Annotated in this window: 21 protein-coding genes; 9 read left to right on the plus strand and 12 right to left on the minus strand. The window is 41.4% G+C overall.

The window, feature by feature from the left end:
* Window positions 1-226: 226 nt before the first annotated feature.
* From ACE1CA_RS06935 to ACE1CA_RS06945, 3 genes are all read left to right on the plus strand, one after another.
* Entirely contained in the window at window positions 227-946 is a 720-nt protein-coding gene (locus tag ACE1CA_RS06935; RefSeq protein WP_413275693.1) for a DUF928 domain-containing protein, read from the plus strand.
* Window positions 947-1268: 322 nt separating this feature from the next.
* Entirely contained in the window at window positions 1269-1478 is a 210-nt protein-coding gene (locus tag ACE1CA_RS06940) for a DUF2949 domain-containing protein (protein ID WP_413275692.1), read from the plus strand.
* Between the two features lie 147 nt (window positions 1479-1625).
* Window positions 1626-1862, plus strand: coding sequence for a hypothetical protein (locus tag ACE1CA_RS06945; RefSeq protein ID WP_413275691.1), 237 nt, complete (start codon window positions 1626-1628; stop codon window positions 1860-1862).
* Here the strand turns inward: ACE1CA_RS06945 and ACE1CA_RS06950 are convergent.
* From ACE1CA_RS06950 to ACE1CA_RS06970, 5 genes are all read right to left on the minus strand, one after another.
* Window positions 1859-2101, minus strand: a complete 243-nt coding sequence (locus ACE1CA_RS06950) for a hypothetical protein (RefSeq protein ID WP_413275690.1) — start codon at window positions 2099-2101, stop codon at window positions 1859-1861. The two genes, ACE1CA_RS06945 and ACE1CA_RS06950, sit on opposite strands and share 4 nt — an antisense overlap.
* A 112-nt stretch (window positions 2102-2213) precedes the next feature.
* Window positions 2214-2756: a calcium-binding protein gene (locus tag ACE1CA_RS06955; RefSeq protein WP_413275689.1), complete on the minus strand. Its 543-nt coding sequence runs from the start codon at window positions 2754-2756 to the stop codon at window positions 2214-2216.
* Entirely contained in the window at window positions 2704-3363 is a 660-nt protein-coding gene (locus ACE1CA_RS06960) for a hypothetical protein (protein WP_413275688.1), read from the minus strand. The genes ACE1CA_RS06955 and ACE1CA_RS06960 overlap by 53 nt, the downstream gene beginning before the upstream one ends.
* Before the next feature lie 325 nt (window positions 3364-3688).
* The gene (locus tag ACE1CA_RS06965; RefSeq protein ID WP_413275687.1) at window positions 3689-4513 is read right to left on the minus strand and encodes a Tab2/Atab2 family RNA-binding protein; all 825 of its coding nucleotides are present in this window, start codon (window positions 4511-4513) and stop codon (window positions 3689-3691) included.
* A 15-nt stretch (window positions 4514-4528) separates the two neighbouring features.
* On the minus strand, window positions 4529-5599 hold the full coding sequence (locus tag ACE1CA_RS06970) for an AI-2E family transporter (RefSeq protein WP_413275686.1): 1071 nt from the start codon (window positions 5597-5599) through the stop codon (window positions 4529-4531).
* Window positions 5600-6001: 402 nt separating this feature from the next.
* Between ACE1CA_RS06970 and ACE1CA_RS06975 the strand changes: the two genes are divergently transcribed.
* Window positions 6002-7285: a valine--pyruvate transaminase gene (locus ACE1CA_RS06975; protein WP_413275685.1), complete on the plus strand. Its 1284-nt coding sequence runs from the start codon at window positions 6002-6004 to the stop codon at window positions 7283-7285.
* Between the two features lie 64 nt (window positions 7286-7349).
* Here ACE1CA_RS06975 and ACE1CA_RS06980 read toward each other — a convergent pair whose 3' ends face one another.
* Entirely contained in the window at window positions 7350-7994 is a 645-nt protein-coding gene (locus tag ACE1CA_RS06980; protein WP_486517701.1) for an ATP-dependent Clp protease proteolytic subunit, read from the minus strand.
* A 259-nt stretch (window positions 7995-8253) separates the two neighbouring features.
* Between ACE1CA_RS06980 and rimM the strand changes: the two genes are divergently transcribed.
* From rimM to ACE1CA_RS06995, 3 genes are all read left to right on the plus strand, one after another.
* Window positions 8254-8805 (plus strand): ribosome maturation factor RimM, encoded by a 552-nt coding sequence (gene rimM / locus ACE1CA_RS06985; protein WP_413275683.1) that lies wholly within the window; start codon window positions 8254-8256, stop codon window positions 8803-8805.
* Between the two features lie 50 nt (window positions 8806-8855).
* Window positions 8856-9227: a DUF2237 family protein gene (locus tag ACE1CA_RS06990; protein ID WP_413275682.1), complete on the plus strand. Its 372-nt coding sequence runs from the start codon at window positions 8856-8858 to the stop codon at window positions 9225-9227.
* A gap of 170 nt (window positions 9228-9397) precedes the next feature.
* Window positions 9398-10099: a 2,3-bisphosphoglycerate-dependent phosphoglycerate mutase gene (locus ACE1CA_RS06995; RefSeq protein WP_413275681.1), complete on the plus strand. Its 702-nt coding sequence runs from the start codon at window positions 9398-9400 to the stop codon at window positions 10097-10099.
* Window positions 10100-10300: 201 nt separating this feature from the next.
* On the opposite strand, the gene ACE1CA_RS07000 is transcribed toward ACE1CA_RS06995, so the two are convergent.
* From ACE1CA_RS07000 to ACE1CA_RS07020, 5 genes are all read right to left on the minus strand, one after another.
* Window positions 10301-11470 (minus strand): glycosyltransferase, encoded by a 1170-nt coding sequence (locus tag ACE1CA_RS07000; protein ID WP_413275680.1) that lies wholly within the window; start codon window positions 11468-11470, stop codon window positions 10301-10303.
* Between the two features lie 80 nt (window positions 11471-11550).
* The gene (locus ACE1CA_RS07005) at window positions 11551-12678 is read right to left on the minus strand and encodes a glycosyltransferase (protein WP_413275679.1); all 1128 of its coding nucleotides are present in this window, start codon (window positions 12676-12678) and stop codon (window positions 11551-11553) included.
* A 27-nt stretch (window positions 12679-12705) separates the two neighbouring features.
* A complete protein-coding gene (locus tag ACE1CA_RS07010) occupies window positions 12706-13944 on the minus strand; it encodes a glycosyltransferase family 4 protein (protein WP_486517702.1) in 1239 nt (412 codons plus the stop codon).
* A 66-nt stretch (window positions 13945-14010) separates the two neighbouring features.
* Window positions 14011-15150 carry a glycosyltransferase family 4 protein gene (locus ACE1CA_RS07015; protein WP_413275676.1) on the minus strand — a complete coding sequence of 380 codons (1140 nt, stop codon included), beginning with the start codon at window positions 15148-15150 and terminating at the stop codon, window positions 14011-14013.
* Window positions 15151-15213: 63 nt separating this feature from the next.
* Window positions 15214-16155: a phytanoyl-CoA dioxygenase family protein gene (locus tag ACE1CA_RS07020; protein ID WP_413275675.1), complete on the minus strand. Its 942-nt coding sequence runs from the start codon at window positions 16153-16155 to the stop codon at window positions 15214-15216.
* 336 nt (window positions 16156-16491) lie between these two features.
* On the opposite strand from ACE1CA_RS07020, the gene ACE1CA_RS07025 reads away from it, so the two are divergent.
* Both ACE1CA_RS07025 and ACE1CA_RS07030 read left to right on the plus strand, forming a co-directional pair.
* On the plus strand, window positions 16492-17646 hold the full coding sequence (locus ACE1CA_RS07025; protein WP_413275674.1) for a glycosyltransferase: 1155 nt from the start codon (window positions 16492-16494) through the stop codon (window positions 17644-17646).
* A gap of 2 nt (window positions 17647-17648) precedes the next feature.
* A complete protein-coding gene (locus ACE1CA_RS07030; RefSeq protein ID WP_413275673.1) occupies window positions 17649-18887 on the plus strand; it encodes a glycosyltransferase in 1239 nt (412 codons plus the stop codon).
* A 54-nt stretch (window positions 18888-18941) separates the two neighbouring features.
* Here ACE1CA_RS07030 and pirA read toward each other — a convergent pair whose 3' ends face one another.
* Complete coding sequence (pirA, locus tag ACE1CA_RS07035) at window positions 18942-19349, minus strand: arginine synthesis PII-interacting regulator PirA (RefSeq protein ID WP_413275672.1); 408 nt, start codon at window positions 19347-19349, stop codon at window positions 18942-18944.
* Window positions 19350-19468 lie beyond the last annotated feature (119 nt).

The raw sequence follows: 19468 nt of genomic DNA on the forward strand, positions 1-19468 counted from the left end.
ATTTAAACAAGCGTATAATAAAGTATAACACTTTTTAAGTTTTACAACTTTAACCAGCCAAAATTGTGAAGTATACAGATTTAGTGCCAATAATAACTTATGTAATTATACGGAATCATTTAGTAAAATAATACTACTATAATCAGTACAGGACTGTTCTCACATTCTTTGGGACAGCTTTTGTTGAGTAGCAGTAAGATGTATTTCAGTTAACGAAAATGTTGATATGCGTAGTGTAATTTTGCATCAAATCATTATTTTCCTTTGTTTGTTATCAGCATTCGCTTTTTTTTCCAGTAGCGGAGTAAAACAAGCAGGGGCACAAGATGTTAGCGAAGCGAGAGAAGGTTTACCAGGAAGACGAGTTGGCGGTGGCACTCGTTCAGATATGTTCATTTCTGAAATGCCTTTAATAGCCTTGGTTCCTGACAATAATCAAGGTTTGACTGCCTCGGCAACTCCCACCTTCTTTTTCTATGTGCCGAAAACTCAGCAGCCGCAATTGGTTGAATTTGTGTTGGTTGATGAAAATGAACGTCAGATATATGAAACACAGTTTACAACTGATGGTAATTCAGGTGTAGTAGGAATTACAATTCCCGAAAATGAACCAACAAAAACTTTGGAAGTTGGTAAAACTTACCGCTGGTATTTTGCAATGATACCCGATCGGGAAAATCGCAGATCGGACATTTATGTTACAGGTTCGATTAAACGAGTCGCACTGAACCAGGATTTAGAGAGTAAATTAAAACAGGGCGCTTCTTTAGACCTAGCTGATAAATACCAAATCAACAATCTTTGGTATGATGCAATGGCAACAGTAGCTGAATTACGTCGTTCCCGTCCTACTGATACAGCGGTAGTAACTAAATGGCAACAGCTATTGAATTCTGTGAATTTGCAAAAACTCTCACAAGAACCTTTAGTGACATACAACAAATAGTAGTTATAGGATTTAAGGTAAAAGTTGGTTCTCTGCTTTTCTGAGGTACGATCGCACAAACCCGTAGTTTTACTTTGCGGGTTTCCGTGCGATCGCGGATGTTTTATTTAACTACTACTGCTTTAATTAATGGTTAAACATAATTCAGGAAGTTACTTATTAGTTAATTCGGCTGCTGCACAAAACTTTCAAATCCCTAAAGAAAATTCAAGCCCAATATTTTTGGGTAAAATAATTGCCTTCTCTAGTTTTTCCCGATCGCTTCCTAAATTGATAACTAACCAAAAAATACTATTCGGCAAAATATACTTAAATAAAGAAAATGGAAGCGAATCGGTTAAGAAAACTAGTTAACTTTTTACAAGAGGAGTTAAAAATTCCCGCTAACTCCCTTTCGTTAGCCTTACGGCATTGCGAACAATCTACCACATCTTTACCCATGACGCTTTGGCAATATGGATTAGTCAGTCTCAATCAATTAGAAAAAATCTTTGATTGGTTAGAAACAGCTGCAACTCCAGCGTTTTTGTAGCAGTAAATTCTTAACTATTGATATTGCTGTGAGATGTAGATAAAAATCTCTTCTCAAAGTAATACCAAATCAGCTAAAAAACTAAATCTATCTTAGGGAAGATGTATTAAATAGTGATATGCTGCTAATAGCAGAGTTACATTCACTATGAAAAAAGTATTTTGGAAAGTAGAAACTTGCCCCAAATGCACCTCTTTTGCAGTCAAAAGCTTAGATGAGTTTTGGGGATGTTTGAATTGTGGCGACTTATCAGAAACCGCAATTAACAACTTTTTAACTGGAAATTGTGCCTTTTGTGGCAAACCGATAATTCCCCTGATGGATGCTTGCTTATGCTGTGGCAATCAGCCAAAGTATTTAAGTACGGCTTTAAAAAATTATTAATATAGTTTAATGATTACCATCTTGCCTATGTTTTCATCCACTTCTACTTGTTGACGGATGTTGTTTTCGTACAGTTGTCTTGCACGTTTTGCCACTTCTTCACGACTTAAAAGGATTACTTGCATAGTTTCGCGCTTCCTGATCGCTACTCTGATTTCTAGGAACTTCTTTGGTTTATGATATCTTACGGCTAAACTGAATGGCGATCGCATTACAAAAAAGAATGATCGCTTTTTCATTTTAGGCGATCGCTATCGATCCAATTATCACTTTGCAATCATAGAAATGGATAAGATTGTGAGTGTAAAAAGATGTTGGTTTTGTTTGTTTCAAACTAATATATGAAAAATGTTAGCCAAAAGTGGGCTCTCCAGGCAAAGTCGTAAAGTTACCCGCACTTAAAGCAGTCGATTGGACTCCCGAAACAACACCTAAAATTTGTCCGGTGGCAACGACGCGAATGGCAGTATTGCTACCCAAAGCATCCAAGGCAATTTCCGCAAACCCTAGCCCGTTAGTTAGGACGATCGCATCTTGACCTGCTGTAAAATCAGCAATAACATCCGCATCCGCTACGCTAGTGCTAGAGGTATTCACGCGCAGGATAAATAAATCATTTCCAGCGTTACCCGTTAGAATATCTTGACCAAAATCCCCAACTAACTGGTCGTTTCCTTCTCCTCCAAACAGAAGGTCGTTATTCTTTCCGCCGCGCAGGAGATCGTTGCCATCGCCTCCCAGTAGAATATCATTGCCGACATTGCCATTCATCACATCGTTAGATGATGAACCTTGGATGACATCATCGCCATTTAAACCACGAACCGAAAGATTGCCGACTCTAGCCAGATCGATCGTGATGGTATCGCCATCGGTGGAGGGCAATGATTTCATTGTTCTCGACAACATCGTTATTGTTGAGATCTTGAATGAGAAGGACTCCTGTATCATTACTAGTTCCAGCTAAGGTCAGACTGATATTTGTAGCTCGGTCTAGGGTGAAACGATAGTAATCGGCAGGATCGAGGCTAGGACTTCCAACGAAATCGGCAAAAGTCCGGCTCCCGTTGAGAATGCCGATGTCGAGTGCCTGACTCATCCGATTGCCAGGATCGACGCTTAAAGTGCCAACGGGAGTATTGGTCAGAGTTAGAGTGTAATCGTTCCTGCTCTGAAGCAGACCGCTCTCCATGCTAACCTGAATAAAGTAGGTTCCAATGGGCAAGTCTGACGAAACCGCCAGATCCGGAGCAGGAATGCCACTCTCTATCGCCTCCCCAAATTCAAAAACATCGTTGTTATTGAAATCACGGATAAGGCGAAAGGATACAGCATTGCCTGTTCCTATAAAAGCAGCATTGAGCCGACTGCTGCGAGTGAGCGTGACTCGGTAAAAATCGGACGTATCCGTTTGTATATTGACTGAATCTGCAAAGGAAAATTGACCGATAAGCGAACCCACATCCAGGGCTGTACTCATCCGATTTCCAGGATCTGCCATGATTTTTTCCTTTTATAAGATAGAACAATTCTTGCATCAAAGTTGCTTTTTATTATTGACACTCTCCCGTCACAGCGTAGCTTGACGGGAGATTCTTGCTTCATTGAAACCTGCTTTTTGGTACTTGTACCAACGAGTCTTACAGTTTCTCCACAAGCTTGAATTCCTGCGTGTCCCGCAGTATTTGTTGAGAGTAACATAGATTGGGAACAACCAAGAGAATTTTCTCAAATCGAAAGCCAAAATATTCCCAGTCGTACTTTACAGATAAAGGTTTATACGAGAGAACCAGATGATATAAAATCTACTTTTGCGTTATCGTTGTCTATCCTTCAGCTACATTTTGTAATAACCAAAAACCACTATAAGTCATTCCTGAATCATCAGGTTGCAATAGTAAAAAATGAAGTCCCTTAGTTTCTTGTTTCCGTTGTTCAAATGTTTGTGCTGCTAGAGTAACTTCTTCATCTGTAAAAGTCGCTACAACCCATCTATCTACTAAACCAGCTTCTAAAATTAAACCATCAGGCGCACCGGGAATATAGTTCAGCGACACAGGTCGAGATTCCTGTATCCAACGTGCTAACTTTAAAGATTGTCTCCCCCCATCAATCACTACTCCCGGAACTGGCAAAGTAGAAGCAATTCCTAAGTTGATTGGTAAGAGAAATTCTGGCATTTCTAAAATAGGCATTGGTTGTCCAGCAAAACTGTCTGCAATATCACTCGCCATCAACGTAGCAAAACGCCATTTTTCTCCCCAAAGTTTTTCGGGTAAAGGGACTGGTGGAGGTTTTTCTAATGCTATTGGATCGAAAGGTTCGCCACTTGAGGAATATTGCTGCGTTAACCATTTTTTTAAACTCTCTGTACGGCGCGTTGCTTCAACTGCAATTCCTAATTTTTGGGCAGCAGTTTCAATTAAACTGAGTGATTGAGGGCGGAATACTTGGATTTTTTCTGGTTGATTTCTCTGCGAAGTTATTACTTTTTGAAATTCGCCAACTAACCAATTAGAATTAGCTTCTGATTGGGGACAAAATGCTTGGTATGTGAGGCTATTTATAGAGTCAAAAATTAACAGTTCCCACAAGGTTTGTCCGGTGGAATCTTTTAGGGGACGACGATAAAAATCAACTTGCCAAGGCATAAGTTTAATTATGATTTAATTGTTTTTCGGCTCGTCAGCTAAGGGTTCTATTGATTCGGTTTTGACTGGTTCTTTCAACCAACTTACTATCATAGCAGCGATCGGCACTGCTAAAAACACACCGAGAAGTCCGGCAACTCGTTCCCCTAAAAATAATGCTAAAAATAATAGCACTGGATTAATTTCTAAATTGGCTTTCATTAATCTGGGGGCAATTAAGTTATCTTGGATTTGTTGTAAAATTGTACAGGTAATTAAAACTTTGATTGCCATCCAAAAGCCTTGGGATACTAGCACTAGGAGGGTAACAACGATCGCGCACAAAGTCCCTCCAATTCCCGGAATTACATCAATTATCCCCAAAATTAAACATAAAAATAAGGCGTATTTGACTTTGAGTGCAGTGAAGACAACCCAGCAGGAAGCCGAAAGGAAAAAAACTAGTAAAATTTGAGCGCGAAAGAAACCAAGGAAACTTTTTTGCAGGCTAACACCAAAGCGATCGCGCAGATCGAGAGGTAGCAATTTTAGACTAACTAACCAAATCTTTTCCCCATCAATTAACATATAAACACAGATAACGGCAATGAACACAGCCGTCAAAAAGTTGGAAAATACTCCTTGTAAAAATCCTATACCTGTAAGCAATCCAGTTTGCAGTGTTTGAATAAATCTGCTAATTTGAATAGATTCTAAAAATTTGTTTAATGGTAAAAATTTGGTTATATGTGTAAAATCGTTTGACTTAATAAAATCAAATAAACTATTAGATAATCCTTGTCCTTGTGTGATTACCTCAAATCCCAAACTGGTAATGAGGGTAGCAATAATAGTAACAAATGATAAACAAACGATCGCGACCGCCAATCCCCTTGGTAAAAATCGATTCAGCCACTGAACGGGGTAATTTAACAAAGCGGCTAAGGTAGCAGCAATAGTGAAAATAGCAATCACTGAATAAAAATAATTAATCAGAAATACGATCGCACAACCGCAAGCAAATAACGCTAAAAACGTTAATGTAGAACGCAATAATTTAGTATTGTTGAGGTGGTGCCAAAAATGTTTATTGGGATAATCTGCCATCTTTTGTTAATTTACTATCAATAAATATTTATCATTCTCAGTAAAAAATTGCCAGCAAACCAACCGTACTATAACAGACCTGTTTAAACCAAAATTGCATTCTTAGACCTGAGTTGGTCGTCGTGCCTTTTCTGTGCGCCCCAGCCTTGCTCTTAAGAAAATTATAGGACGTTTAAGCAAGTAATCGATTAGCATCGATTAATAAGTGATTGGGAAGTAACCCTCAATGCTCAGTTTTTCGCGAAAATCCAGTGGTTTTGATGCAGGAGGCTCGTTAAACCGCAGAACTCCTGAAAGGTTCGCGCATCCACAATAATTAATTCTTAATTGTTCGTGCTTGTCAACCCCTTCCCAATCCCTTGTCGCCCTAGTAAACTTTTGTAATTTAGTTTAGTCAATCCTATGAATCCTGCCCTGACTCAATTTGGTAATAGAATGTCCCACCTTACAGGCGTGCGGGCAATCATGAAAGATATTAAAGAAACCCTACAAACTAATATAGGACAGCAATTTATTAACCTCAGTCCCGGAAATCCAGTAATTTTACCGGAAGTTGAACAGCTATGGCGAAAATATACGGAAGAGTTATTGAATAGCTCTGATTATGGTAATGTGGTTTGCCGCTACGGTGCTTCGCAAGGTTATGAACCATTGATTGATGCGATCGCCCAAGATTTTAATCGTCGCTATGGGTTAAGTTTAACTCATCAAAATATCTTGATTACTCCAGGCAGTCAAAGCATTTACTTTTATAGTGCGAATGCTTTTGGTGGTTATAGTAAAAATGGTCAATTAAAACAAATTGTTTTGCCTTTAAGCCCGGATTATACAGGTTATGGTGGTGTAACTTTAATTCCAGAAGCTTTAATATCATATAAGCCACAATTAGATATTGATGAATCTGCTCATTGCTTTAAGTATCGCCCAGATTTTAGCCAGTTAGAAATTAATGAAACTACTGGTTGTGTATTATTTTCTCGTCCCTGCAATCCTACAGGGAATGTGATGACAGATAATGAGGTGTTAAAAATTGCGGCTTTGGCAGCACCTTATGATGTTCCGGTATTAATTGATTCGGCTTATGGACCACCTTTTCCTGCTTTGAACTTTACAAAAATGGCTCCGGTATTTGGAGAAAATATTGTGCATTGTATGAGTTTATCGAAAGCGGGATTACCGGGAGAACGGATTGGTATTGCGATCGGCAGTGAAAAGATAATTCAAGTTTTGGAATCGTTCCAAACTAATATGTGTATTCATTCATCTCGATACGGACAAGCACTGGCGGCAAAAGCGATCGAATCTGGCGCATTAGCAGAACTCGCTACCACAGTAATTCGCCCTTATTATCAACAAAAGTTCGTCATAGTAGAAGCTACCCTCGATGAGTCAATGCCACAAGATTTACCTTGGTTTTTACATAGAGGTGAAGGCGCAATTTTCGCTTGGTTATGGTTAGAAAATCTGCCCATTAACGATTGGGAATTATACCAATTATTAAAAAAAGTTGGGGTAATAGTCGTTCCTGGTAGTTCTTTCTTCCCCGGTTTAAAAGAGGAATGGGCGCACAAAAACCAATGTATTCGCATTAGTTTGACTGCAACAGATGGAGAAATTGCTGAGGGAATGCGACGGTTAGCTAAAGTTGTTACGGAAATTTATCAAAAGTTTCCTGTGGCTATTTAGTTAATTTAGCAATTTAGGTGAATGGTGCGTTACGTTGCACTAACGCACCCTACCGATTGTTCATTTAGCGGGTAGAAGCTGAGGGAAGTTGATTAATTACTTTGTCAACCATTCCGTATGCTTTAGCTTCCTGAGCAGACATGAAAAAATCTCGATCGGTATCTACCTCGATTTTTTTGATTGGTTGACCTGTTAGTTCAGCTAGTAAACTGTTAAGTAAACTTTTTAAATACAAGATTTCTTTAGCTCTAATTGCAAGATCACTTGCTTGTCCTCCAGCACCGCCTCTAGGTTGATGAATCATGATTCTTGAGTTAGACATAGCAAAGCGCTTTCCTTTGGTACCGCTGGCTAACAACACAGCTGCCATTGAGCTAGAACTTCCCAAACTAACTGTTACTACATCTGATTTAAGCGCTCGCATAGTGTCATATATTGCCAACCCTGGTTGTATGTCGCCACCCTCGGAATTAATGTATAAATAAATATCTTTCCCAGGTGCTTTGGCATCTAAATAAATTAATTGGGAGACAACTTTCTCCGCTAATTCAGATGTTATTTCTCCAGTTATCATGATGATTCTTTTGTTGAGTAACCATTGAGAAATTTCGGGTTCTATCTGTTTGTTATTTGAGGATAGCTCGATCGCATTCTGAAGTTGAGATAAACTAAGCTTTGAATTAATTCCTTTGGCAGTTTGTCCCATCATTATATTTGAACTGAAAGTGATAGTGAGAAGAGTTAAAGAAATAGAAGATACAAGTGGCACAAAATTTTTGAAACTCATCTGGTTTATTCTCTTACGGGCAACTTTATCATTATCCAACGGTTCAATCCATAAATCAGGACTTTTTTAACTTTTGCGCTACAATAAAATTATGTGTAAATACGTACTTATTTACCAGTTCGCTCTGAATGTAGAGAACAAATCAGCGACAATAGAAATACAGTAAATTTTTTAATTGCAAATGAGTAAAGAAGACTGGCTAGAAATCGGTACGATCGTATCAGCACAAGGTTTAAAAGGTGAGGTGCGGGTTTATTCAGAATCGGATTTTCCTGAACGTTTTGAAGAACCAGGGGAACGCTGGTTATTGCATCCTAATGCAACCGAACCGCGATCGATCCAATTGCTCAGCGGTAGACTGATTCCTAATAAAAATTTGTATGTTGTCAAATTAGCGGGAGTGAACGATCGCAACCAAGCAGAAGAATTACGGGGATGTAAATTAATGGTTCCGGCGAGCGATCGACCAAAATTAGAAGCAGATGAATATCATATTTTAGATTTACTTGGTTTAGAAGTTTTCAATCAATTAAATGGTGAAAAAATTGGCGTTGTCATAGATTTAATTCCCGCAGGTAATGACTTATTACTAGTTAGTCCTCAAGTTAATGAAAGCGAAAGAAAAACAGAAATTTTAATTCCATTTGTCAAAGAGATCGTACCCATTGTAGATTTAGCTAATCAACGAATCGAAATTAATCCGCCTCCAGGTTTGTTAGAAATTAACAGTTAGAATTAACCTTGATGAATTAATATAAAAAAAGTTTCATAGAAGTTGTGCTTATGACAGGTGCTAGGAATGTTTTAGGGGAAACTTTGCAAACTTGTTGCACTTCACCAATGACAGGATTTTATCGCGATGGTAAGTGTAACACGGGTGCAGGTGATGTGGGCGCTCATATTATTTGCGCTCAAGTAACTGAAGAATTTCTCACTTTTAGTAAAGCGAGAGGAAATGATTTATCCACACCAGTTCCAGCGTTTAATTTTCCTGGGTTAAAACCTGGCGATCGCTGGTGTTTATGTGCATTAAGATGGAAAGAAGCTTTAGATGCTGGTGTTGCACCACCTGTAATTTTATCCTCCACCCATGCTTCAGCAGTAGAATATGTTTCTCTGGATGAACTGAAAGCAAACGCTCTCGATCCGGTTTAAAAATTGTTAGGTGGGCATTTTGCCCGCCTAATCAATATTATCGAACTCCTTAAAAAGGTTACTTAATCTCAACTTAAATTTAGCTTAATTCAATCTCTAACAAAAGATACTGACAGCAAAACACTTTGATAGTATCATTTCCCAAGTAGCAACTCTGAGGAACTGAATAAATGGCTAAATTGATTTTACTCCGTCACGGTCAGAGTCTTTGGAATGCTGCCAACAAATTTACAGGTTGGGTAGACATTCCTTTGAGCGAACAAGGGCGTGCAGAAGCAACGATCGCTTCTTGTAAACTTCGGAGTAACAAATATCATGTAGATATTTGTTTCACAAGTATGCTATTTCGCGCAATGGAAACCGCTGTGATTTGTTTAACAGAATGTGATGAAATTTGCGGTGGGAAAACCCCAATTATTAAACATGATGCAACTGACGAAGATTGGCATGGTTGGGATAAGTATGAAGGCAACCCAAAGGAAGAATTGCCCATCTATCCTTGTGCAGCTTTAGATGAGCGTTATTATGGTGATTTGCAAGGATTAAATAAAGCCGAAACTGCTGAAAAATATGGCAAAGAAAAGGTTCATGAATGGCGACGTTCTTTTTCTATAGCTCCTCCAGGTGGCGAAAGTTTAGAAGATACAATGAAGAGAGCTTTGCCATTTTTTCAAGACCGCATTCTCACTCATCTTAAACATGGTGATAATGTTTTAGTTGCCGCTCATGGTAACTCTTTGCGAGCAATTATCATGAGTTTAGATAACTTAAATCCAGAGGAAGTTACTGAACTAGAATTACTGACTGGCGTACCAATTATCTACGACGTAGATGAGTCAGGAAATGCGGCTAATAAGATAATTTTGAAATAGAACTTATCAGGTTTGTGGTAAGGAAGAGAAAAAGCTCGGTGTTGAGGCAGAAGTTGTTCCAGAAAGGGGAGAGAACTAATTCTCTGCCTCAGCACCAAGCATTGGGTTGCCTCTGTATCCAAAAGATTAGCCATAACGTAGAGAATATAGAGACGTTATATATAAGGTTTGAGTTTATTAGTTGATATAAATCCTCACAGTTTAACGTCCAATAGTACGCGCCAAAGCGTAAATTTCCATTAGTTTGAGGTAGTTTTTTTCAGCTGTGTACTTAGCCTCGTACTCAGCCCGCGCCTCCTGACGCATTTGCGCCCATTCTTTTTGGTGTTGTAAGACCCATTCCACTTGCGCGGCTAAATCTGCGGCATTGCCCGGTTGAAAGCGCAGTCCAGTGCGACCATGCTCAACCAGTTCTGCGATCGCACCAATATTCGCTGCAATCACTGGTGTTCCCTTAGCAAACGCCTCCACTGCCACACGCCCGAAAGTTTCATACCATTTCGAGGGGAAAATTAAAACCATTGCTTCTCCCATCAGGGCATAAACTTCTGCCATTGGTTTACGTCCCAACAACTCAATTTTCGGACATTTCTCGGCAGCTTTTGCCACCTCACCTGCTAAAGGGCCATCGCCAACAATTTTCAGCGGCATGGGATTTTTCAGTTGCTCCCAAGCCGCAAGTAAAGTATCTAGTCCTTTTTCTGGCGAAAGTCTGCCCACGAAAAGAGCATAGCCACCCAGTCCTGCGCCCACACCTGGGTCAGGTGCGACAAAGTTTGGCTTGACGACAATCTTTTCGGCTGGGAAACCACCCTCAATAAATTTTTCGCGAGCAAACTTGGAGAGAGTGATGTAGAGATCCACCTTCTCTTGCCAAGTTTGCATAGCACGGTGTACCGTTATCATTGTTGCGGTGACGCTACTGGCTGCCAGACTATCTCGATAGCAACTATGCTGCACTCCCGGATAAGGAATGGGTTTGCCCAGACAGTCTTCACATACCTTTCCATCGCGGAAAAATAAACCATTCGGACACAACAATCGGTAATTTCTCAAGGTTTGCACTACAGGTACTCCCTGTGCCTGCGCCGCATAGTAGACGGAGGGAGAAATTAGCGGAAAAAAGTTCTGCACATGGACTAGATTGAAGGCTTTGTCGCTGAGTTTTTGTTTGACAGTGTTGTAAGCTTCCCTAGACCAAACGGTTCTCAGTGCCAAGTTTAATCCATTGATCGCGGGAACCCGATCGTTATTCTCCTGATACACTTCAACTTCGTGGCCCATGTTCTGCAATAGACGTTCTTCTAACTCACGAGACTCGTCTTCGCCACCACGAATCTGATAGTTGTTGTGTATGCTCAGTATTCTCACTTGATCCTCCCATAATTTTCTGAGTTTACAAGTAGCTTTTTTATAAAGGAAGAATATTATCCTTAACCGCTAGTACTTACTTACAGAAAACTACGGTATATATCCTCCAATATCCGAGTCTGTTTACTTAAATTGAAATTATCTCGAACTCGCTGTTGTCCGTTAACACTGCAACTCTGCCAAAGAGTATGATCGGAAAGAAACAGCAGAATGTATTCGGCAAGTGTTTTCCAGTCTCGTTCCGGCGCTAGAAAACCAGTTTCTCCATGAGCTACAGCTTGAGGAATACCAGCATGAATCGAGCCAACAACTGGTAATCCCATAGACTGAGCTTCAACTACAACAGTGGGTAATCCTTCTGAGTCTCCTGTGGAAGCTGTGACACTTGGTACGGCAAGCAAGAGCGATCGATTCATCCAACTCTTCACCACATCAGAAGGTTGTAACCCCAGAAACTTGTAGCGGCGCAGTGACTTTGCTGCCAATGCTTCCAAGCTTTCTCTCAACGGCCCATCACCTATAATCACAAGCTCCACATCGTTCGTCTGTTCCTGTACCTGAGCCATAGCCTGAATCAGATACTCACACCCTTTCTTTTCCGCTAAGCGCCCTACAAAAAGTACAACTCGCTCACGCGGTATAGATGGATCGGGTGTAAACTTTTCCGTATCCACACCATAGTAATGGGCGATAATTTTGTCAGCCGGAAAACCTTGTTCTATCAGCTTTTCTTTAATAAACTCGGATACACCAATAAATAGATTCGCTTCACGCTTGAGCGCTTCTCGACGGCGTAGATAAACTCTAGTGGTAATAGACTCCTTTCGCGCATAGTCATCTTTCATAGTCGCATCTAGACCATAAAAAGTGACGATCATCGGCAGTTTTAATTTTCGCATTAAAGGCAAAGCCAAAGCCCCACACACTCCAAAATGAGCGTGAATCAGAGCGGGTTGCAACTGCTGTACTTGCTGATACAGTTTGGGTGCAAATCCCGATACCTTAAACACAACTTCTTCCAAATTACCTACGACTGTACCCTGGTTAACAGTCAAGGTACGCTCTGAAGGCAGAGGTAATCCTTTGACGAAGCGAGAACCAACATAGTAAGGAGTAAATTGCTGCAATCCTTCCCCTTGAGCTTTAATAAAAGTTTCTGAGGGGGGAAGAAGCTTTCCACAAAAGAATAGTACTTTAGGATTAGACATTGTTGATTCTCTGAACATTAAGTTTAGCTAAGCTGAATAATGGCAATTGGCAATTTCTTCGTAGAGTTTCGCAAGGCATTCTCCTTTAGCTTCCCAGGAAAATCCTTCCCTGACCAACCTCTGTCCCGCCTGTCCCATTCCCACTCTAAGTTCGGAATCTTTAGCCAGACGAGTCATTACTTCAGCCAAATCATGTACTACTTGATCTGGATTATTTGCCGGAACTTTAAACCCAGTTTCTGTTGTTACCTGAACAGATGGCCCTCCTAAATCTAAACAAACCACTGGACGACCTGCCGCCATTGCCTCTAAACAAACCCATCCCCCTGAGTCGTGCAAACTGGGATGTAGCAGAACATGACACTCACCAAGCTTTTGTAAGGTTTCATCTCGTGAGAGTCTACCCCAAAATTTAACTTGATTAGTAACGCCCAGTTGCTCAGCAAGGCTTTCTAGGGATTTTCGCTCAGGACCCTCCCCTAAAATCCAATATTCAGAATTTGGCAGATTGGCTTTAGCAAAAGCACGTAATCCCAGATGAAGTCCCTTCCAATGCAGAAGTCTTGCCATACTGATAAACCTAAAAGTAGAAATATCAGGCATGGGGCATTGGGATAAGCGGGAGATTTCTTCTTGGGATAAACCTGATTCAGAAAATACTTGGATGTTTTTCGCACCCATTTGGCGCAGCCGTTGGGCTGTATCTTCTGTAGTTGCTCGAACTAACACACTTTTCTCTGCTGTCAGGCGTGCAAATGGATCGCTCTCCCCAATCCTATGCGCCAGACTTCGTACTATTTCATATATTCTTCCACGAAAACTAAAATCTTGCCAAAACGGTTTTGGAGCAGATTCTCCCCCACCGACGGGCCCCCAAATAAACGGGATTGGTAAAAATGATAGGAAACTGGGCGAAGAGTACCTAACGTAGGTTATGTGATGTACAACGTCAAAACCTACTTCACTATGCAGTTGGCGGGCTCTGAAGTAGGCGGAAATTTGCCACAGATAGTAATGGAGATGTACACCTTGTAATCCTTGCTTCCAAAATCCAGATAAAGGTAAGTCACAATAAACAAATTGGAGTCCTGGAATGGGATTGTTTGCTAGTTCGGCTTCGATGAAGGGACGATTGTCCTCTCTAGTCAGTACCCAGATTTTATGATGTTTAACTAGCGATCGCACCGTGTTCCAGCCAACTCCCGGCTCAGAACCCATACCTGGTCTACAAGCATAAGCGGAAATTAGGATTTTGAGACTTTTCATTGGCTAACCTTCAACCATATTCTATGCGACTAAAGACAATGGCTAAAATTGCCATCTATAAATTTGCTAATTCTCCAAGACTGTTGTTGTAACTTTAGCAAGGAATTCTGCTGCGGCTTTTGGCGTATATTGAGTCATTAGTTGTTGTGATTTCTTACCCATTGAACTAACCAACTCTGGATCGCTAATCAAACGACTCATTAATTGGGCTAGTTTTTCTGGATCGTAAGGGTCAAAAATGTAGCCATTTTCTCCATCAGCAACTATCTCAAATGCTCCCGCACACTTGGAACATAGAATTGCTTTTCCGATCACCATAGCTTCGGATATCACCACACCCCAAGTATCTTCTAGGGTGGGAAGAACAAAGACATCGGCAGCACTAAAAAAAGTACCCAGTTGCCCATAGTCAACTCTTCCGAGCCACTTCACTCGCTCTGTCAAGTTAGCATTGCCACAGAAGTCTTCCAATTCTTTCCGTTGTTGTCCGTCACCTACTACCAGCAAGGTGTAGTTTGGAATATTTTGCTTTTCCAAGATGGCACAGGCTTCTAATAAAAAATTAAGCCCTTTCCGGGATTCGATACTGCCAACAAATAGGAAAATCGGGTGCTGTAACTGGGAGACTCTGGGATCGCTGCTTCCAGAGTTTTCTAATAAAGCTTTTGGATCGGGTACTTCGTAAGGTTTGGCAAAAACCCGATCGGGATCTGCTTCGAGTACCTCTAGCAAATATTCTTTCCCAGCTTGGCTATTGGTAATACAAGCATCTGCTGCTTTCACCATCGCTCGGCGCACAGCTAACCGAGGCGCTGAATTACGATAATCTACACCAGGAGAACTCCCTTCATAAGCAATTACCACCTTCCATCTTCCCACTGGCTTAAACAATAGCGCCAAGACCGTCCAAACACCAAATGAATTGGAAAAGATTACATCAGGCTTAAACTTGAACAGTCGGTTAACAATATTCAAAGGTAAATAAGTGAAGTTAGATCCATAACTCGTTGATGAACGAAGAATTGGTATGACCTTATGATCGCCCATTACTTCAACTTTAAAGGAATCTTCCAGCCCTGGAGCATAACCTTTCCACCAACCCGCAAATACAGTTGTTTCTGGAAATATGCGTGTAAACTCACTGAGAGTAGGATGCCAATAAAAGAAAGCTGAGTTTAGCAGCCAAGCAATGCGAGAGTTGTTCATAGTGATAAATTAATGCAGCCATAGTAGAGCTACGAAGAGAGTTCCAGGATAAAGGCACCTTTTTTAGGCATCACTTCCTGTACTTGCACTGTAGCTATCCCTTCTCATATCATAATCAGGGCCTTTGCCTCTTACATAATTTGCGATCGCTCTGACGTAGTGCATCACATTAGATTGGTAAGCTTGTAATTCGCTGCCAAACATGACAACATTTGGGTTAACTGTTTTTCGGACTGTTTGGACTTCGGTTTTTGAATATAGCGGTTTCATATCACTTGGATAATAGTGTGCAGTTAATGATTTCCGGCTGAAACGTGGGTCGCGATTATTGTAGGCTCCATGAATCGTGTATGGGTGCCAGAAAAGCACATCACCTTTGTTTAGTGGAAAACTTTTATATTCGTATCCACCCTCATTAATCAAGTCTCTTATCTGTTTAACAAAGGAGTCGTGATCGGAAAAATTTGAGCCACTATTCCGTTCAATCACTTTGGCTTTGTGACTACCAGGAAGGACAAAAAAGCATCCCGCATCTTTATGGATATCTTCTAAGGCATACCATGTGGCAACCATATTGCCTGCCGGATCGGAGTCTAAATAGTAGTGGTCTTGATGCTCAATTGTTCCGGTTGATTTGTCGAAAAACATATTTTGCATCATTACATGGCTAGACCTGCCTGATAGTATACTCAGTACATTTGTCACACTTTCATCTACCAGACATTCCTCTACACTATGGGAAAAATTATGCCAAAGTTTTAAATTGGCAGGATTTAACATCGAATTTTCGATAAAGCCTTCTGGCGTTAGCTTTGGTTGGATGGGAAGATGTGTATCTTGACTAAAAAATACAAAATATTTGGAATGTTTAATCCTCTCGTAAACATCGATAAATTTCTGAATTTTTGAGTGACTTAGCAAATTTTCTATTACTACATAACCATATTGCTCGTAGTATTCCTTAATAGCAGTTTTTTCGCTTACTGAAAATTTTTTAAGTTCCATCACTAAACTCCACTAGTTATTTACTTGGAAAATATTTAGTATTGTGGTAAATGTAATACCCAACAATATCATACAGGAAATTACAGAGATTCTGTAACTATTAATAGATAATTTACCTGATCTTCACAAATCCAGATTTGATTATCAATTTCTTTAAAATGTATCAATGTAAATGGTGTAGGGTTACTGACTTTTTGTTTTTTTTATTGTAAAGATAACATATAGAGTAGAACCCTGTTGCAACTGCTATGTTTCTAGCTCTGGTGACAGAAGTTGTTATTGGTGCTTAACACAAGAGTTTTGTATTGTAAACCTAAATCCTCAAACTTTGTCTTAATGAACACACCCAAAGTTTCCATACTGACCCATGATATCAGCGGTGGGACGTTTACAAACCTCTGCACAGATTTGGTACGAGGCTTTTTAGAACTTGGGGTAGACTCCGAATTGGTGATTTTGTATGCCAGTGATGCGGAGTTAGCCCGTTATCCAGAGATTCCCATTGTCCCGCTAAATGTCAAGCGAACAGCGTCCTCTCTGCCAGCAACGGTGCGTTACCTGCGGGAGCATCAACCGGATGTCTTGCTGCCGATGCCTTGGTATTTTAATGTGGTGGCGGTTTTGGCGAGATTTTTATCTGGCGCAAAGACAAAAGTAATTTTGGGAGAACATAACATTATTAGTTTGGAGGCTGGGATTGAACATCGGGATAAGCCACATCTGCGGTTTTTGCCAGTGGTGATGCGCTATACTTACCCGCACGGAGATGGGTTAGTAGGTGTTTCTAAGGATACGATTACTGACTTAGTGGAAACGCTGAAAATTGCGGCGAATATTCCGATGCGGGTGATTCTCAATCCGATCGAAATCGATCGGATCAAGCAGCGTTCTCAAGAAGCGATCGAACATCCTTGGTTCCAAAATAATGATATCCCTGTAATTGTCACTGCTGCTCGTCTTGCCAAGCAAAAACAAATAGATGGTTTACTGCGGGCATTCGCTGAGGTAGTAAAAGTCAAGCCAGCGAGACTGCTAGTTTTGGGGGAAGGGCCATTGCGCGGGGAATTAGAATCTTTGTGTGAAGAACTGGGAATTACAGATTCAGTTTGGCTCCCTGGTTACGATACCAATCCTTACCGCTATATGGCAGCTGGTGATGTGTTTGTTTTAGCATCAGCTTGGGAAGGTTGCCCCGTCGCCCTTCAGGAAGCAATGGCTTGTGGGGCGGCAGTAGTAGTGACAGATGCCCCAGGCGGGATGAAGGATATTGTAGAGTATGGCAAATCCGGCGTGCTGGTGAAAGCGGGAGATCCAGATGCTCTGGCTCAGGGAATTTTACAACTGCTGACTCAACCAGAATTAAAGCAACATTACCGGGAAATGGCAAAAGTGCGATCGCAAGATTTCCATTACCTGAACGCCAGCAAACAATATCTCGACTTTTGTCAATCTGTTTTAGCATCCTCTTCCAAAAATCAGGAGATAGGTTAACGATGAAAGTTTTGTTATCAGCTTACGCTTGCGAACCAGGGCGGGGAACAGAACTGGGAGTTGGTTGGAACACCGCTTGGGAAATCGCCAAATCCCACGAAGTTTGGGTGTTGACTCGTCCTGATGATGGGCGGGAAGCGATCGAAGCAACCCTAGAACGTACCCCAAATCCTAACTTGCACTTCGTATACTTTACGCTGCCCATTCTAGGCGGAATCTGGCGATTCGGATCGATCGCCTTCTTAATCCACTATTATCTCTGGCAAGTTCAAGCATACTTTGTGGCTCGCGGTCTACATCAAAAAATTGGCTTTGATGTTGCCCACCATGTCACCTTTGTCCGCCACTCCACCCCTAGTTTTTTGGTATTCTTACCGATCCCTTTCATTTGGGGACCTGTGGGTGGCGGAGAGTCAGCCCCCGCTCCCTTCTGGCGCGACTTCAGCTTCAAAAACAAGGTTTATGAAGTGTTACGAAGCTTTGCTCGTTGGGTGGGTGAGCGAGATCCTTTTGCTCGACTAACAGCCCAACGGAGTCAGGTTGTCCGAGTCACCACCGAAGACACAGCTGTTCGGGTTCGCGAAATGGGCGCAACTAATGTAGAAGTTTTTCCCGAAGCTAGTTTGACTCAGGAGGAAATCGATCGACTAATTAAATGTGGCACGACGAACCCCTCAGCAACCCGCTTCATTAGTATGGGAAGACTCCTGCACTGGAAGGGCTTTCACTTAGGATTAAGGGCTTTTGCCGCCGCTAAACTTCCTGATGCTGAGTATTGGGTATTGGGAGATGGCCCAGAACGTCAACGATTGGAAAACCTGGTTAAGGAGTTGGGCATTGAGCAACAGGTGAAATTTTGGAATCGGCTACCAAGAGATCAAGCGTTGGAGAAGCTAGGAAGTTCTACAGCATTGGTGCATCCGAGTTTGCACGATTCTGGTGGGTGGGTCTGTTTAGAAGCAATGGCGGCTGGAAGACCCGTAATTTGTCTGGATTTGGGTGGGCCTTCCCTGCAAGTTACTTCCGAGACAGGGTTTAAAGTTGCAGCCCCTGAACCAGAGGAAGCGGTGCGGGGATTGGCAGAGGCGATGATTAGTTTGGCAAAAGATCCAGATTTACAAGTTCGGATGGGATTAGCAGGACAGCAGCGAATTAAGGAGTTTTATAACTGGGAGACACGCGGAGTTATGATAACTCATCTTTATAAGGATGTGGTGGAAAACAAAGCAGTAATAAGTTGAGTTAAAACGCAAAAAAATAGGGTGGTTTTCCGCCACCCTTGCTGCTTAGAAAAATTAGCAGTAAGGCCCGATCGATTCTTTTTCTGCTTCTAACATTTTGACTAGTTGGCGATCGCCACTTTTTCTAGCTACTTCTAATCTATGTTCCAAACGACGGCAAATATTCCGATAGTGAGTTTCTTCTAGTTGCTCCGCTGGTGGTTGAATCGAACTTGCTTTAACTTCAGTCACGGATTTATCTGCTGCTGGTGCGGCATAGCAAGCTTCTGCTGTAGCGCGAGGATTTGCACAGTAGCTCACGCCTCTATATTTTAAGTGAGGTGTCGGGTGCGGCACCGGAATATGTCTGGGATAGCGATAATTCCAAGCTTGACCCCGGTACGTACCACCAATTTCACCTTCAGCCATTTCGAGGCTTGGTAAGTCTTTTTCATATTTAGCACCGCGATAGCTGAATTCCATAAATTGGGCCTCCATTTTAAATAGTTATGTCAATCGGGGTTATTAAAATTCACGTTCTTTACGCCTACGGCACGCTAGGCGAACGGGATCGCTTGCTTATACAACACTAACGCTTTCCC

This window comes from Floridaenema evergladense BLCC-F167, from assembly GCF_041929205.2.
In the GTDB taxonomy this organism is placed as follows: Bacteria; Cyanobacteriota; Cyanobacteriia; order Cyanobacteriales; family Aerosakkonemataceae; genus Floridanema; species Floridanema evergladense.

Bases quoted from the DNA above. Each gene is read 5' to 3' on its own strand.
- ACE1CA_RS06935 (WP_413275693.1), top strand. From the start codon at position 227: ATGCGTAGTGTAATTTTGCATCAAATCATTATTTTCCTTTGTTTGTTA.
- ACE1CA_RS06940 (WP_413275692.1), top strand. From the start codon at position 1,269: ATGGAAGCGAATCGGTTAAGAAAACTAGTTAACTTTTTACAAGAGGAG.
- ACE1CA_RS06945 (WP_413275691.1), top strand. From the start codon at position 1,626: ATGAAAAAAGTATTTTGGAAAGTAGAAACTTGCCCCAAATGCACCTCT.
- ACE1CA_RS06950 (WP_413275690.1), bottom strand. From the start codon at position 2,101: ATGAAAAAGCGATCATTCTTTTTTGTAATGCGATCGCCATTCAGTTTA.
- ACE1CA_RS06955 (WP_413275689.1), bottom strand. From the start codon at position 2,756: ATGAAATCATTGCCCTCCACCGATGGCGATACCATCACGATCGATCTG.
- ACE1CA_RS06960 (WP_413275688.1), bottom strand. From the start codon at position 3,363: ATGGCAGATCCTGGAAATCGGATGAGTACAGCCCTGGATGTGGGTTCG.
- ACE1CA_RS06965 (WP_413275687.1), bottom strand. From the start codon at position 4,513: ATGCCTTGGCAAGTTGATTTTTATCGTCGTCCCCTAAAAGATTCCACC.
- ACE1CA_RS06970 (WP_413275686.1), bottom strand. From the start codon at position 5,599: ATGGCAGATTATCCCAATAAACATTTTTGGCACCACCTCAACAATACT.
- ACE1CA_RS06975 (WP_413275685.1), top strand. From the start codon at position 6,002: ATGAATCCTGCCCTGACTCAATTTGGTAATAGAATGTCCCACCTTACA.
- ACE1CA_RS06980 (WP_486517701.1), bottom strand. From the start codon at position 7,994: ATGATGGGACAAACTGCCAAAGGAATTAATTCAAAGCTTAGTTTATCT.
- rimM (WP_413275683.1), top strand. From the start codon at position 8,254: ATGAGTAAAGAAGACTGGCTAGAAATCGGTACGATCGTATCAGCACAA.
- ACE1CA_RS06990 (WP_413275682.1), top strand. From the start codon at position 8,856: ATGACAGGTGCTAGGAATGTTTTAGGGGAAACTTTGCAAACTTGTTGC.
- ACE1CA_RS06995 (WP_413275681.1), top strand. From the start codon at position 9,398: ATGGCTAAATTGATTTTACTCCGTCACGGTCAGAGTCTTTGGAATGCT.
- ACE1CA_RS07005 (WP_413275679.1), bottom strand. From the start codon at position 12,678: ATGTCTAATCCTAAAGTACTATTCTTTTGTGGAAAGCTTCTTCCCCCC.
- ACE1CA_RS07010 (WP_486517702.1), bottom strand. From the start codon at position 13,944: ATGAAAAGTCTCAAAATCCTAATTTCCGCTTATGCTTGTAGACCAGGT.
- ACE1CA_RS07015 (WP_413275676.1), bottom strand. From the start codon at position 15,150: ATGAACAACTCTCGCATTGCTTGGCTGCTAAACTCAGCTTTCTTTTAT.
- ACE1CA_RS07020 (WP_413275675.1), bottom strand. From the start codon at position 16,155: ATGGAACTTAAAAAATTTTCAGTAAGCGAAAAAACTGCTATTAAGGAA.
- ACE1CA_RS07025 (WP_413275674.1), top strand. From the start codon at position 16,492: ATGAACACACCCAAAGTTTCCATACTGACCCATGATATCAGCGGTGGG.
- ACE1CA_RS07030 (WP_413275673.1), top strand. From the start codon at position 17,649: ATGAAAGTTTTGTTATCAGCTTACGCTTGCGAACCAGGGCGGGGAACA.
- pirA (WP_413275672.1), bottom strand. From the start codon at position 19,349: ATGGAATTCAGCTATCGCGGTGCTAAATATGAAAAAGACTTACCAAGC.